Source organism: Serratia sp. K-E0102, assembly GCF_029962625.1.
In the GTDB taxonomy this organism is placed as follows: Bacteria; Pseudomonadota; Gammaproteobacteria; order Enterobacterales; family Enterobacteriaceae; genus Serratia; species Serratia sarumanii.
Genome location: NZ_CP124754.1, coordinates 3,646,643 through 3,659,247, shown reverse-complemented (window position 1 = coordinate 3,659,247; position 12,605 = coordinate 3,646,643). Strand labels below are relative to the sequence as shown.

The 12,605-nt window shown below is 60.3% G+C and carries 10 protein-coding genes and 1 pseudogene; 5 read left to right on the top strand and 6 right to left on the bottom strand.

Translation table 11 applies throughout. From position 1 onward, the window contains the following. Position 1: 1 nt before the first annotated feature. Complete coding sequence (locus SSARUM2_RS17470; protein ID WP_033653703.1) at positions 2-1,231, bottom strand: OFA family MFS transporter; 1,230 nt, start codon at positions 1,229-1,231, stop codon at positions 2-4. 397 nt (positions 1,232-1,628) lie between these two features. On the opposite strand from SSARUM2_RS17470, the pseudogene SSARUM2_RS17465 reads away from it, so the two are divergent. After that, positions 1,629-1,961 (top strand): annotated as a pseudogene (locus tag SSARUM2_RS17465) (DUF2502 domain-containing protein). 4 nt (positions 1,962-1,965) lie between these two features. Here SSARUM2_RS17465 and SSARUM2_RS17460 read toward each other — a convergent pair. From SSARUM2_RS17460 to SSARUM2_RS17450, 3 genes are all read right to left on the bottom strand, one after another. After that, positions 1,966-2,700, bottom strand: coding sequence for a LytTR family DNA-binding domain-containing protein (locus SSARUM2_RS17460; protein WP_060452511.1), 735 nt, complete (start codon positions 2,698-2,700; stop codon positions 1,966-1,968). Further along, positions 2,697-4,388: a sensor histidine kinase gene (locus SSARUM2_RS17455; protein WP_033635418.1), complete on the bottom strand. Its 1,692-nt coding sequence runs from the start codon at positions 4,386-4,388 to the stop codon at positions 2,697-2,699. Before SSARUM2_RS17455 ends, SSARUM2_RS17460 begins: the two co-directional genes overlap by 4 nt. A gap of 99 nt (positions 4,389-4,487) precedes the next feature. After that, on the bottom strand, positions 4,488-5,732 hold the full coding sequence (locus SSARUM2_RS17450) for a DUF1479 domain-containing protein (RefSeq protein WP_060452512.1): 1,245 nt from the start codon (positions 5,730-5,732) through the stop codon (positions 4,488-4,490). A gap of 168 nt (positions 5,733-5,900) precedes the next feature. On the opposite strand from SSARUM2_RS17450, the gene SSARUM2_RS17445 reads away from it, so the two are divergent. The 3 genes from SSARUM2_RS17445 to SSARUM2_RS17435 all read left to right on the top strand — a co-directional run bounded on the left by SSARUM2_RS17445 (position 5,901) and on the right by SSARUM2_RS17435 (position 8,424). Beyond that, the gene (locus SSARUM2_RS17445) at positions 5,901-6,440 is read left to right on the top strand and encodes a GNAT family protein (protein WP_060419919.1); all 540 of its coding nucleotides are present in this window, start codon (positions 5,901-5,903) and stop codon (positions 6,438-6,440) included. Between the two features lie 119 nt (positions 6,441-6,559). After that, the gene (alaC, locus tag SSARUM2_RS17440; RefSeq protein ID WP_016926818.1) at positions 6,560-7,789 is read left to right on the top strand and encodes an alanine transaminase; all 1,230 of its coding nucleotides are present in this window, start codon (positions 6,560-6,562) and stop codon (positions 7,787-7,789) included. A gap of 110 nt (positions 7,790-7,899) precedes the next feature. Next, entirely contained in the window at positions 7,900-8,424 is a 525-nt protein-coding gene (locus SSARUM2_RS17435) for a cytochrome b (protein WP_033653709.1), read from the top strand. Positions 8,425-8,490: 66 nt separating this feature from the next. Here the strand turns inward: SSARUM2_RS17435 and ypdK are convergent, their stop codons facing one another. Further along, positions 8,491-8,565: a membrane protein YpdK gene (ypdK, locus tag SSARUM2_RS17430; protein ID WP_099782600.1), complete on the bottom strand. Its 75-nt coding sequence runs from the start codon at positions 8,563-8,565 to the stop codon at positions 8,491-8,493. A gap of 557 nt (positions 8,566-9,122) precedes the next feature. After that, positions 9,123-9,560 carry an antitoxin HicB gene (locus SSARUM2_RS17425; RefSeq protein ID WP_060452513.1) on the bottom strand — a complete coding sequence of 146 codons (438 nt, stop codon included), beginning with the start codon at positions 9,558-9,560 and terminating at the stop codon, positions 9,123-9,125. 581 nt (positions 9,561-10,141) lie between these two features. Between SSARUM2_RS17425 and pgaA the strand changes: the two genes are divergently transcribed. Then, positions 10,142-12,598, top strand: a complete 2,457-nt coding sequence (gene pgaA, locus SSARUM2_RS17420; RefSeq protein ID WP_072270115.1) for a poly-beta-1,6 N-acetyl-D-glucosamine export porin PgaA — start codon at positions 10,142-10,144, stop codon at positions 12,596-12,598. Positions 12,599-12,605: the final 7 nt, after the last annotated feature.

Below are 12,605 nucleotides of genomic sequence, written 5' to 3'. Positions count from 1 at the left end.
ATCAGGCTTTGGCCAGCTCCGCCGTCTGGGCGGTTTCTGCCGTTTCCGCTTCCACCGCTTTCGGCGCTTTGATGAACAGCGTAATCAGCAGGGAGGCGGCGGACAGGACGCCAATCACCATGAAGGTGGCGTGGAAGCCGCCGAAGTATTTGGCGACGAACGAACCGGCCAGCGCGCCCAGGCCGAAACCCTGGTAGATGATGCCGTAGTTCTTGCTGTGGTTTTTCAGGCCGAAGAAGTCGCCGACAATCGCCGGGAACACGGTGATGTTGCCGCCGAAGCAGAAGGCCACCGCGCCGACGCAGATAAAGAACAGCGTGTGGTTCAGGGTCATGAAGCTCAGGGCGACAATCGCCAGCACGGTAACCAGCATGGTGAAGCTGATGACGCGCATGCGGCCCACTTTATCGGACAGCGTACCCAGGATGATGCGGCCGGCGGTGTTGAAGATGGCGACGGCGGACACGGTGTTGGCGGCGGTGGCCAAATCCATCCCGGCCAGTTGAACGCCCATGTCTTTCACGATGCCAATCAGGTACAGACCGCTCATGCAGGCCGCGAAGAAGATGGTGAACAGCAGGTAGGCTTCTTTGGTGGCCAACATCTGGCGCACGCTGAAGTCGTTGCCCAGACCGTTGGCGCCTTGCTGCGCGGCGTTGGTCGCCAGCACCGGCTCTTTCAGCAACAGGGAGCCGACGACGATCAGACCCATCACGATGGCACCCCAGTAGAAGAAGGCGCCGGAAACGCCGACGTCGGCGATCAGGGCGGCGTTGACGTATTTGAACAGCAGGCTGCCGCTGCCGAAGGCGCCGACGGAGATGCCGGAAATCAGGCCTTTATTGGCCGGGAACCACTTAATCAGGTTGGACAGGGTGGAGATGTAGGCGATACCGACCGCAAAGCCCACCACCACGCCGGCCAGCAGGTAGATCATGTCGAGCGAGCTGACGTGGGCGCTGGCGATCAGGCCCAGGCCGACCAGGATGCCGGAACACAGCGTCAGATTGCGGATGCCGAAGCGTTCTTGCAGCTTGCCGGCGAACAGCGTGGCGAAGGCCAGGAAGAAGCTGGTGATGGAGAAGGTGGTGGCGACGTCCGCCAGCCCCCAGTGGAACTTGTCGACCAGCGGCTGGTTGAACAGGCTCCAGGTGTAGATGGTGCCCAGGCCCATCTGACAGATGATGGTGCCGAGAACGATTAAGCTGCGATTTGCCGGTTTGGTGTTCATGGCCGGTCTCCTTCCTGTGTGTGCGTTGCCGGGCGTGAGCCGCTGGCTGAAATTTGCGGGGTGAAGCTGTGTTCCCGCGGTATGGGCTTATTATATGGCCGGCCCCCCCAGCGGGCGGCGGATCGGGAATGAGTTGCACGGCGGAAGGAATGAAATGCATGTTATGCGGCGTGAGTTGCCGTTTTAGCGCCGAAAAGCGCGTGAAATGCCGTGGGTGACACGTGATCTACATCAAAGATATCAACGATTTATTGTTAACTGCCGGTGAACGATTGTGGTGAAATTGTGAAGGATGCGTCTGAATGGCGTAAATCGGCATTGCGCCTATAGAGCGGCGATGAGCGCGGGACTATGTTATCTGCGATCGGACGAGGTCCGCTCTGCAGGAGTCCATGAAATGAAAAAAACGCTGTTGTTACTGGCCGCGCTGCTGGCGCTGCCGCTGGCGAGCCAGGCCGACGTGTCCATCGGTGTGAACGTGCCGGGCCTGTCGTTGCATATCGGCGATCGCGATAATCGCGGCCACTACTGGGACGGCTATCGCTGGCGCGATCCGCGCTGGTGGGCCGATCACCACCGGTATGAACGCCCGCGCGGGTACTATTATGGCCCGCCGCCACGGGTGATTTACTACGGGCCGCCGCGGCGCGACTGGTGAGATCGGCCGCATTACCGCATGCCGCCACCGCCGCCGCCCGGCTATTACTACCGTCCGGGCCCGCGCTGGTAAGCGCTTACAGGCGCATCAGCTGGCGAAACTCTTTCACCTTGCTGCGGCTGACCGGCACTTCAAACTCAAGATCGCTCAGCCGCAGAATGTAGGTATTGTTGAACCAGGGCACGATCTCGCGGATCTTCGCCAGGTTAACGCAGTAAGAGCGATGGCAGCGGAAGAAATGCGCTTCCGGCAGCCGGCCGTAAAACTCGGTGATGTTCATCGGCATCACGAACTCTTCACGGCGGGTATAGACCCGCGTCACCTTTTCATCGGCGGCGGCGTAGTAGATGTCGTTGATGTCGGTAACGATGATCCGCTCGTCTTTGATCAGGTTGATGCTGTGGCTGCCGCGGCTCGGCGCGTTGGCCGGTTCCGCCGCGCCGGCGGGGCGCTGATGCAGCGCCTCCAGCTTTTGCAGCATGGTGACGATGCGCGTTTCGTGATAGGGCTTGAGGATATAGTCGAACGCCTCGATCTCGAACGCTTCCACCGCGTGCTCTTTATAGGCGGTGATGAACACGATCGACGGGCGATGCGCGAACTTGCTGATGTTTTGCGCCAGCAGCACGCCGTCCAGCGACGGGATATTGATGTCGAGGAAAATGGCGTCGACCTGGTGGGTTTGCAGGTATTTCAGGACGTCGAGGCCGTCCTCGAAGCTGGCGACGATATCGATATTGCTGTGTTTCTTGATCAGGTAGCTGAGTTCTTCCTGCGCGAGGAATTCGTCTTCCACGATGATGGCTTTCATGAGGCCTCCCCGACCGGTGGCGCGCTCGGTTCCTGATGCAGCTTGCCGCCGTTTTTACTGATGTAGAACGCGATTTCGGTGCCCGGCTCCAGGCGGCGGATATGCAGCCCTTCACCATACAGCAGCGACACGCGGTGGTGCACGTTGAGCAGGCCGATATTGTGGCCCGGCATCTCGTTGCGCGCCACCCGGTCGATGGTTTCCTGATTGATGCCGTGGCCGGTATCCTTCACCGAAATCTTCACCCGATCGCCCTGATCTTTCACCGCGATCACCACCACCCCTTTACCCTTGCAGGGCTGGATGCCGTGCACGATGGCGTTTTCCACCAGCGGCTGGATCAGCAGGCTGGGAATGCGCACCGAGACGTCGTCGTCGATGTCGTAAATCACCGTCAGCTTGGCGCCGAAGCGCGCCTGTTCGATGGCGATATAGTCCTGAATCTGATGCAGCTCCTTGCGGATATCGATCAGTTCGTCGTTCAGCTCCAGGTTGTAGCGCAGGTAGCGCGACAGATTGATGATCAGCTGGCGCGCGGTGTCCGGATTCAGGCGAATAGAGGAAGAGATGGCGTTCAGCGCGTTGAACAGGAAGTGCGGGTTGATCTTGCTCTGCAGCGCGCGCATTTCGGCTTTGTCCGCCATCTGGCGCAGATGCTCGATGCGGGAAACCTCGATCTGCGTGGAGATGATCTGCGACAGCCCGACCGCCATTACCTTCAGCGTGTTGGTGATCTGGTGGGCGTGGCAGTAGTAAATTTTCAGCGCGCCGGTCACTTCGCCTTTTTCCCACAGCGGCACCACCAGCTGCGAATGGATCTGCGGCGCGGCCGGGTTTTCCAGGTTGTTCTTGATGATGATTTTGCCGTGACGAATGCTTTCGCGGGTGACGCGGCTCAGCCCTTCGCGGCCGATCGGGTAGGCTTCGCGCCCTACGCCGACGTAGGCCAGCACCTGGTGGGTATCGGTGATCGCCACCGCGTCGGCGCGGATGTCCTGGCGGATGATATCGCAGATGGTGGCCAGCGATTCGCTGTTGATGTTGCGGAAATAGGGCAGCGTCTTGTGGGCGATATCCAGCGCCAGCTTGGCCTGGCGCGCGGCGATCACCTCTTTTTCATCCTCGACGCTCTGCACCAGCAGCACGATCAGGCCGATGCACACCGTGCCGAGGATCATCGGCAGGGCAATCTGCGACACGATGTCCAACCCAAGCTCGGTCGGCTTGGCCCACAGCACGATCAGCAGCATGGTGAGGGATTCGCACAGCATGCCGCCGACGATGCCGGCGCGCCAGCGCTGCTCTTTTTTCACCTTGAGGTTGATGTAGCCGGCGCTGATGCCGGCGATGATGCTGGTGATAAGGCAAGGCACCGAGGTGATGCCGCCGATGTCGATCAGATAGCGGTGCACCCCGGCGACGATGCCGGTGACGATGCCCACCCAGGGGCCGAACAGGATGCCGCCGGCCATGATGGCGATGACGCGCACGTTGACCAGCGACCCTTCGACGTTGATGCCGGAGTAGGTGCTGAACAGCGCGAACAGCGAGAAGATCGCCGTGACGATGCCGAGCTCGAGCGGCGTATGGTCTTCTTTTTGCAGCAGTTGGCGGAACAGCCGGGTGCGGGTCAGGAAAAACAGACAGATCAACATCAGCGCGGCGCGATCAAACACCGCCAACAGCATTTCAAAAAAAGGGTGCACGACGGGTTCTCGCTGCGGCCTACGGATGGCGGCAGTATACCACAGCGAAAGGGGCCCGTGGCGCGCGCCACGGGCGGGGGATCAGCCCATGCCGAGCTGCGCTTTGCCCAGCGGCGTCAGCAGGTCGGCGGTGGCGCGGCCGTCGAAATCCACCTCGAAGTCGTCGGGGGCGAAGTCCGGCGGCGTTCTGCCGTCGATAAAGCTCGGCAGCTGGCGCTGCAGATAGGCGTCGTTTTTCTCGCAGCCCGGCGCGGCGGCGATGTACATCACGTTGCTGTCGAACTCACCGTTATGCTCGTTCTCCACCGCGTGGATCACGTCGCAGTGCCAAAATACCGTGTCGCCCGGCTCCAGATCGGGAATAGGGGAAATCCCACTTAATAAAAGGGGATGCCATTTTTCCGAGATCGACAGCGCGCGGCCCGGCGCCGCATCGCACAGATCGTCGTCGGCGACGTCGTCCTGCAGCGCGCGCAGCAGCACATAGGCCATGGCATTGGCGATCGGCACCAGGTTCAGCGTGCCGGCATTGGTGCGCTGCGGCGTCAGCGCCGTCCAACCCTGGAAGGTGCGGAACATCGAACAGACCGCCGGCGAGGCTATCTCGCGCACCTCGGTGCGGCCGTCGGCGGCGAAGGGATCGTACTGCTGCCAGTCGCCGGAGAAAACGTGGCGATACACATAGCGGAAGTTTTCGTCCAGCCAGCGCTCGATGGTGCCGCTGTCGACGTGCGGCGACAGACCCAGCGACGAGGAGTTCGGCGGGCGGCGGCGGGTACGATCGGCATAGGTGGCGACGCGGGTCGGATCGAAATGCTGTTTGCCGTTGCTCTCGGTGGCCCACAGGCTATTGAGGAACACCTGCACCGCATGCATGCGCGCATCCTGCCGCGCCTCGACCTGCGGTTTCGACCAATAGATGCCGTAGATCTGCGGTTTGCTGGCGGCCAGCTTGCCGAAATAGTTGTCTTCGGCGGCGTTTTTCAACCGCTCGACGAAGTTGTTGCGCTCGAGGTAGTCGCCGATTTCCCGGTTCCAGCCCTCGGCCTTGGCGCGGGGAAACACGCCGCGAATGGCGCAGGCGCCGCGCTGTTTGATCAGCGCTATCTGCTGCTCGCTGACGCGTTGCTGCAGGATATCTTCCGCGTCGATCTGCGGCACCGGATTGTGGCCGGCGGCCAGCTCGCGGCGGATCTGTTCGACCTGGCTGCGGATGTTCTCTTCCAGCGCCAGAAATACGTCGCGGTAGTTCGGCAATGCCTGGCGCAGCTGGCGTTTGACGTTAACGATCGTCTGCGGAATATCGTCGATGACTAAAGAGGCCATGGTGTTCTCCTCGTGCCGCGTGAGTGACTGCGGCGAGCGGTTGTAGGGAATCGGGCAAGACGTTATGGTTTTGTGGTTTTAACGTGAATGATTATCGGCAACCAATCGGGGAAAATAAAGAGATATCTTTCATTCGTAAGTTCCTCTTTTTCGTTTTTCGGAGATTTTATGAAGCTGGTCACTGAACGTCTGAGCTTGCAGTCGATAACCGCCGAGGATTGGCCGCTGTTTTTGCGCCTGTACCAAGATCCCGAGGTGATCCGTTACATCTCGGATCCGCGCAGCGAAGCGGAGATCCGCGCCCGGTTCGAGGAGCGGCTGCCGGCCTGGGACAAACACGGCGAGCAGTGGCTGTGCCTGGTGATGCGTGAGAAGCACAGCGCAGAGGCAGTGGGCATTACCGGTTTTCGCCCGCAGTGGGTGCCGTATCGGCAGGCGGAAGTGGGATACGGGAGTTTGCCTGCCGGGCAGGGCAAGGGCTATGGCAAGGAGTCGCTGCGGGCGGTGCTGGATTTTGCGGTGAACGCCTGCGGCTTTCACAAGCTGACCGCCACCGTGACCGCGGGCAACCTCGCTTCGCGCGGCCTGCTGGAATCGTGCGGCTTTCAGCTGGAAGGCACGCTGCGCGACAACTACCGTCTGGCGGGGCAGTGGTGCGACGACTGGCTGTTCGGGCTGCTGGCGGCGGAGTTTCAGGGCGGCAAATAAAAATATCGCGCCGGGTATCGACAAGCTCGTCGGCGCTGCGCTATGTTCGATATTCGGTCAGTTCGCTGGCCTGCGTCGCTCGGACGGTCCGGGCGCTAACGTCTATCGAGGAATCCCCTATGGCTGATAACAGTCCACAGCGCCGTTTCACGCGCATTGAACGCCTTCCCCCTTACGTATTCAACATCACCGCCGAACTGAAGATGGCCGCACGCCGTCGCGGCGAGGATATTATCGACTTCAGCATGGGTAACCCCGACGGCCCGACGCCGCCGCACATCGTGGAAAAACTGTGCGCCGTCGCCCAGCGCGACGACACCCATGGTTACTCTACCTCGCGCGGCATTCCGCGCCTGCGCCGCGCCATTTCGCGCTGGTATGCCGATCGTTATCAGGTGGATATCGATCCGGAAAGCGAAGCCATCGTCACCATCGGTTCGAAAGAGGGGCTGGCGCATCTGATGCTGGCGACCCTCGATCACGGCGATACCGTGCTGGTGCCGAACCCCAGCTACCCGATCCATATTTACGGCGCGGTGATCGCCGGCGCCCAGGTGCGTTCGGTGCCGCTGGTGGACGGCGTGGATTTCTTCGGTGAGCTGGAGCGCGCCATTCGGGAAACCATCCCGCGCCCGAAAATGATGATCCTCGGCTTCCCGTCCAACCCGACCGCACAGTGCGTGGAGCTGGATTTCTTCGAGCGGGTGGTGGCGCTGGCCAAGCAGTACAACGTGCTGGTGATCCACGATCTGGCCTATGCCGATATCGTCTATGACGGCTGGAAAGCGCCGTCGATCATGCAGGTGCCGGGGGCGAAAGACATTGCGGTGGAGTTCTTCACCCTGTCGAAAAGCTACAACATGGCCGGCTGGCGCATCGGTTTCATGGTCGGTAACCCTGAACTGGTCAGCGCGCTGGCGCGCATCAAGAGTTATCACGATTACGGCACCTTTACGCCGCTGCAGGTGGCGGCCATCGCCGCGCTGGAAGGCGATCAGCAGTGCGTGCGCGATATCGCCGAGCAGTATCGGCAGCGCCGCAACGTGCTGGTGAAGGGGCTGCATGAGGCCGGCTGGATGGTGGAAAATCCGAAGGCGTCGATGTACGTGTGGGCGAAAATTCCCGAGCCTTATGCCCACCTCGGTTCGCTGGAGTTCGCCAAACGCCTGCTGGCGGAAGCCAAGGTCTGCGTCTCGCCGGGCATCGGCTTCGGCGACTACGGCGATACCCACGTGCGCTTCGCGCTGATCGAGAACCAGGACCGTATCCGCCAGGCGGTGCGCGGCATCAAGGCGATGTTCCGCGCGGACGGGCTGTTGAAGCCGGGCAAGGCGGGCAGCGCCAAATAATCCTGTCAGGCCGAGCGTTCGCCCGGCCTTATTTTTTCCGTCCCAAGGTTTTCTTCATCATTTCCCCATTATGCTCGACTACGCTGAGTTTTATTTTTTGGATTGAGTGTATGAGCAACCGCTACGCGCGATCGCAAATCGTTTTACATTGGCTGACGCTGCTGCTGGTGATCCTCACCTATTCGGCGATGTTGCTGAAGGATTCGATGCCGGAGGCGTGGGGGCCGGTGGTCAAAAATCTGCACTTTAATTTCGGGGTATCGGTCTTTGCCCTGATGCTGATTCGGTTGGCGGTGCGCGCTTTCCACGCTGCGCCGCCGATCACGCCCCCGCTGGAGGAATGGCAGGAAGTGGGCGCCAAGATCTTCCATTGGCTGCTGTACGTGGTCTTCCTGATGTTGCCGCTGCTGGGTATGTTAACCCTGGCCTACGGCGGCAAATCGTGGTCTTTGCTGGGCTGGCCGGTGCCGCAGTGGATGACGCCGGATCCGGTGATGCGCCGGCTGGTCAAAACGGTGCATGAGACGCTGGCAAACGTTGGCTACTTTATCATTGGCGCGCATGCGCTGGCGGCGCTGTATCATCACTATCTGCGCAAGGACGACACCCTGCGCCGCATGATGCCGGGCAAATGATCGCTAGCCGAAACGACAAAGGGACGCTTGCGCGTCCCTTTGGCTGTGTTCCCGGTCAGGCTGCTGTCAGGCAACCATCAACATGAAGGTGCCAACCCAGGCAACCAGCATGAATGACACGCCCATCAAAAAATATTTCACTGAACAACTCCTGTCTGGAGTCCTCGCCAGCAATGATCCCGATTGTTGTGCTGAGTATTTTATGGGCAACCTGCTTGTCGGGCGGATTCTTCCAAGCGAAAGAACAACGTCCTCGAGCGCGGGTTGTCCGGTTGTCGCGCCTCATGCTCCGTGAGGTAAAATCCGAACCGCGACAGGATCGGCGCTAATGTACTCTCAATACTGGTCTGATTTCAATACTGTGTTTTTGATCACAATTTTTGGCTGTTTTTTGCACAGCGCGGACTGTTTTATAACGCTTTTTATGGGCAAGCGCCAGGAAGTAGCCCGCCGCAGCGGGCTATAAAATCGAGGTATTGCAATGCGGCGGCAGGCGCTCAGGCGACGGCGTTGATGCCGGTCGCCAAAATGACCCAAAAAACGAGACAAGACAGCAGAATAACGGCCCAAATATGACGGCGACTCCACTCCATTTTTAGCCTTCGTTGTTGCGACAAGTGATTAGGTAGCGATCATATCGGCGCAAAACGGGGAAAATTTAGCCCCGTTGGATAATATTTCGCTTACCTGCCGCTAACCTATTGGCAAACTTCGCTTATTGTCACGCGCACTTCGTAGCCCAGCAGATACAGCGCCTGCTCCAACGCCTCAACCTTCGAGGCGTAGCCGATATCCAGCAACCGCTCCATTTGCCCGCCGTTGAATCCCAGCTTGCGCGCCAGTGCCGCTTTGCCGGTGTTTTTGCGCAGCATGGCGTTGTGCAGCTCGATCTTCAGCGCCACCAGCGTCGGCAGATGTACTCTCAGATCATCGGTTTGCACAGGGGAAGGGGCGGGCAGGGGCAGCCCTTCGTCCATCGCGGCGGCGATGGCGGCCAGCAGGCTTTCCTGCGCTTCCAGCTCGATGTCTTCGCGTTTATAGCAGGCAGATTGCCACTCGGGGAAGTCGTGAAAACCGATCTGCCAGGCATCGCTGTCGCGATCGAAGGTGTAATGGGCGGGGTAGTGGCTGTACATGGCAATCCCTGATTGAGGCCTGAATGAGGCGCTATTGTGACGGCATGCCCGGGAGATAGCCAGCATGAACGCAGCCGTGGGGGAATTTAAATTGAAAATAATAATTATTAGCAGGCAAATTTAATTTCCTTGTGAGCAATATTCTTATTATTTTTTCCGGGAAGAAAGATTATTTAATTAGGTGTTTGGATTAATATCCCTGTTGATGGGTGATAATGAGAATTAAAATCAAATATCACGCCGGTTTTTATACAATTTCACACGGAAGGGTGAAAATAAGAATATTGATCATGATAAAAGTTCATGTGTTTGATTTGTGGTGGTTTAATTTTTATTATTTCACTTATTAACAATTGTGAAATTCCAGTTTCAGGCAGATATCACCTGGCTGCGGTATTCACCGGCAGCTTTATAAAATACTCTTTTTAGGCAAAGGCGCATTCGATTCTCTTTATGTTTGCGCCAGACAGAAATATTCATTACTCCATGCTTATTACCCGACGGCTCTAGCCGACTTTTCGGGTGCCTGCTCGCATTTGCACTCTGCCAGGACAGCAGCTCACGGATTAAAGGAATACCTCGTGCCTAAAGTTAACTCGCGTTCATTACGCTTTACCGAACGCCACGTCACCAAATATGCGGCGTCATTGCTGTTTATCGGTTTATCCCTGCCGGCCGCCGCGCTGGCGGATGAGCGCTATGACGCGCTGATCCGTCAGGCCAGATCGGGCGATACCGCGCCGGTGCTGGCGTATTTATCGCAGCGGCGCGCTCGGGAGGGGTTGAGCCTGCAGCAGCGAGCCGATTATATCCAGGTGGCCGGTTGGGCCGGCCATGACGAAGAGGTGGTCGCACTCTGGCGTGCCGACGGCGCCGCGCTGCAGCGGGATAGCGCCAGCCTGGCGACGGCGGCCCGCGCCTACCGCAATCTTAAGCAGTGGCAACCATCGCTGCGCCTGTGGCGAGCGGCGTTGCAGCTCGCTCCCGCCGACGGCGGCCTGCAGCGTGGCTACGTGATGACGCTGGCGGATGCCGGGCGGGATGCGCAGGCGCAAACGGAAGCGGCCAAAGCGGAGAAGTTACTGGAACCGGCGACGTGGTATCTGACGCGCGCCTATGTGGATCAGGCCGCCGGCCGCAGCTGGGCGGCGTTGGAAAACGTGACCCGCGCCCGTGCGCTGGCGCCGTCCGACGCCGGCATTCAGGCTTATTACGTGACGCTGCTGGCGGCGAACCGGGTCGCGGATCCGGCGCTGCGTGCAAGCCAGGGGCTGGCATTGCCGCCCGCGCAGCAGCGGCGCCTGCAGGCGGATGAAGCCGCCGAACTGGTGCGGCTGTCGTTTATCGATGCTCGTGGCGAACAGGAACGCTTCGTCATCGCCGACCGCGCGCTGGCGCGCTATGACCAACTGCTGACGCAGTGGCGGCCGCTGCCGGAGGCGCAGGACAGCTACCAGCAGGCGCGTATCGATCGCCTGGGCGCGCTGCTGGCGCGTTATCGCATGGCCGATGTGGTGAGCGAGTATCAAACCTTGCAGGCGGAAGGGCGCACGGTGCCGGATTATGCCCAGCGCTGGGCGGCGTCCGCCTACCTCTACCTGCAGCAGCCGGATAAGGCGCAGGCCATTTTCAGCCGCCTGAACGCCGCCGCGCCGCAGGCGGTGACCGCCGAAGACGAAACCGATCTGTTTTACGCGCAGGCGGAGGACGAACGCATCGATCGGGCGGCGTTGCTGGCGCAGCGCGTCAGCCAGCGCTATCCCTACGCGACCCACCTGTACCAGCTGCCGACGCTGGCCTACAACGATGACTGGCTGGTCGGCCAATCGCTGCTGGCGCAGTCACGGGTTTATCAACGCGATCTGGCCGAGGCCGAACGGCAGTTGACCCATCTGGCGCGCACGGCGCCGGGCAATCAGGGGCTGCGCATCTCATTGGCCAGCGTTTATTTGGCGCGCGGCTGGCCGCGCCGCGCCGAGGACGAGTTGAAGCAGGTGGAAGGGCTGGAGCCGCGCAGCCTGCCGTTGGAGATCCAGCAGGGCTATGTCGCGCAGGAATTGCAGGAGTGGCGGCAGCTGGATTTGCTGGCCGACGACGTCATCCAACGCGCGCCGGAAAGCGTCGCCGCTCAGCAGCTCGAGCGTTCGCGCCGCATTCACCACATGTCTGAACTGCGCATCAGCGGCAATCAGGGCATCGATTCCGACGGGCCGGTCAGCGGCAGCCACGATTTCGGCATTCACGCCGCGCTCTATTCACCGCCGATCGACGACAACTGGCGGCTGTTCACCGGCTGGGGATTCAACACCGGCCAGTTCGACGAGGGCAAGGGCATCAACCGCGATCTCAGCGCCGGCGCCGAGTGGCGCTCGCGCGATCTGTGGCTGGAAGCCGAGGTGGCCAACCGCAACTACGGCCACGGCAATGAGCTCGGCCTGCGCCTTTCATCCTGGTATGACCTGAATGATCAATGGCGCCTCGGCGGTTCGGTGGCGCGCCTGTCGGCCGAGACGCCGCTGCGCGCGTTGACCAACGGCATCAGCGCCAACGGCGGCAACCTTTGGCTGCGTTGGCAGCAGAACGAAAGCCGCGAGCTGCGCGCCAGCGTGGCGCCTTCGCACTTCTCGGACGGCAACAACCGGCTGGAATATGGCCTGGAAGGGCGGCAACGGCTGCTCGCCGGCGCCCGTTATCGGCTGGACATGAACCTGACGCTGTCCGGCAGCCGCAACAGCCAGGAGAACGTGCCGTATTACAACCCGAAGCGCGACTTCACGCTGCTGCCGTCGTTAACGCTCGATCACACTCTGTATCGCCATTATCAGACCGAGTGGAGCCAGCAGTTCCAGGCCGGCGCCGGCAGCTATTGGCAGCGGGACTATGCGCGCAAGCCGATCACCCAACTGGGTTACGGCCAGCGCATCAGCTGGAACGGGGTGCTGGACGCCGGCGCGATGCTGCAGTTTGAGAAGCATCCTTACGACGGCAAGCGCGAGCGGAACATCGGCGTGACGTTTGATCTGAATTATCGTTTTTAAAGGAATA

What these genes read in the sequence shown, in the direction of transcription:
- alaC (WP_016926818.1), top strand. Translation starts at nt 6,560, where the DNA reads ATGGCTGATAACAGTCCACAGCGCCGTTTCACGCGCATTGAACGCCTT.
- SSARUM2_RS17470 (WP_033653703.1), bottom strand. Translation starts at nt 1,231, where the DNA reads ATGAACACCAAACCGGCAAATCGCAGCTTAATCGTTCTCGGCACCATC.
- SSARUM2_RS17460 (WP_060452511.1), bottom strand. Translation starts at nt 2,700, where the DNA reads ATGAAAGCCATCATCGTGGAAGACGAATTCCTCGCGCAGGAAGAACTC.
- SSARUM2_RS17435 (WP_033653709.1), top strand. Translation starts at nt 7,900, where the DNA reads ATGAGCAACCGCTACGCGCGATCGCAAATCGTTTTACATTGGCTGACG.
- SSARUM2_RS17450 (WP_060452512.1), bottom strand. Translation starts at nt 5,732, where the DNA reads ATGGCCTCTTTAGTCATCGACGATATTCCGCAGACGATCGTTAACGTC.
- SSARUM2_RS17425 (WP_060452513.1), bottom strand. Translation starts at nt 9,560, where the DNA reads ATGTACAGCCACTACCCCGCCCATTACACCTTCGATCGCGACAGCGAT.
- SSARUM2_RS17455 (WP_033635418.1), bottom strand. Translation starts at nt 4,388, where the DNA reads ATGCTGTTGGCGGTGTTTGATCGCGCCGCGCTGATGTTGATCTGTCTG.
- SSARUM2_RS17445 (WP_060419919.1), top strand. Translation starts at nt 5,901, where the DNA reads ATGAAGCTGGTCACTGAACGTCTGAGCTTGCAGTCGATAACCGCCGAG.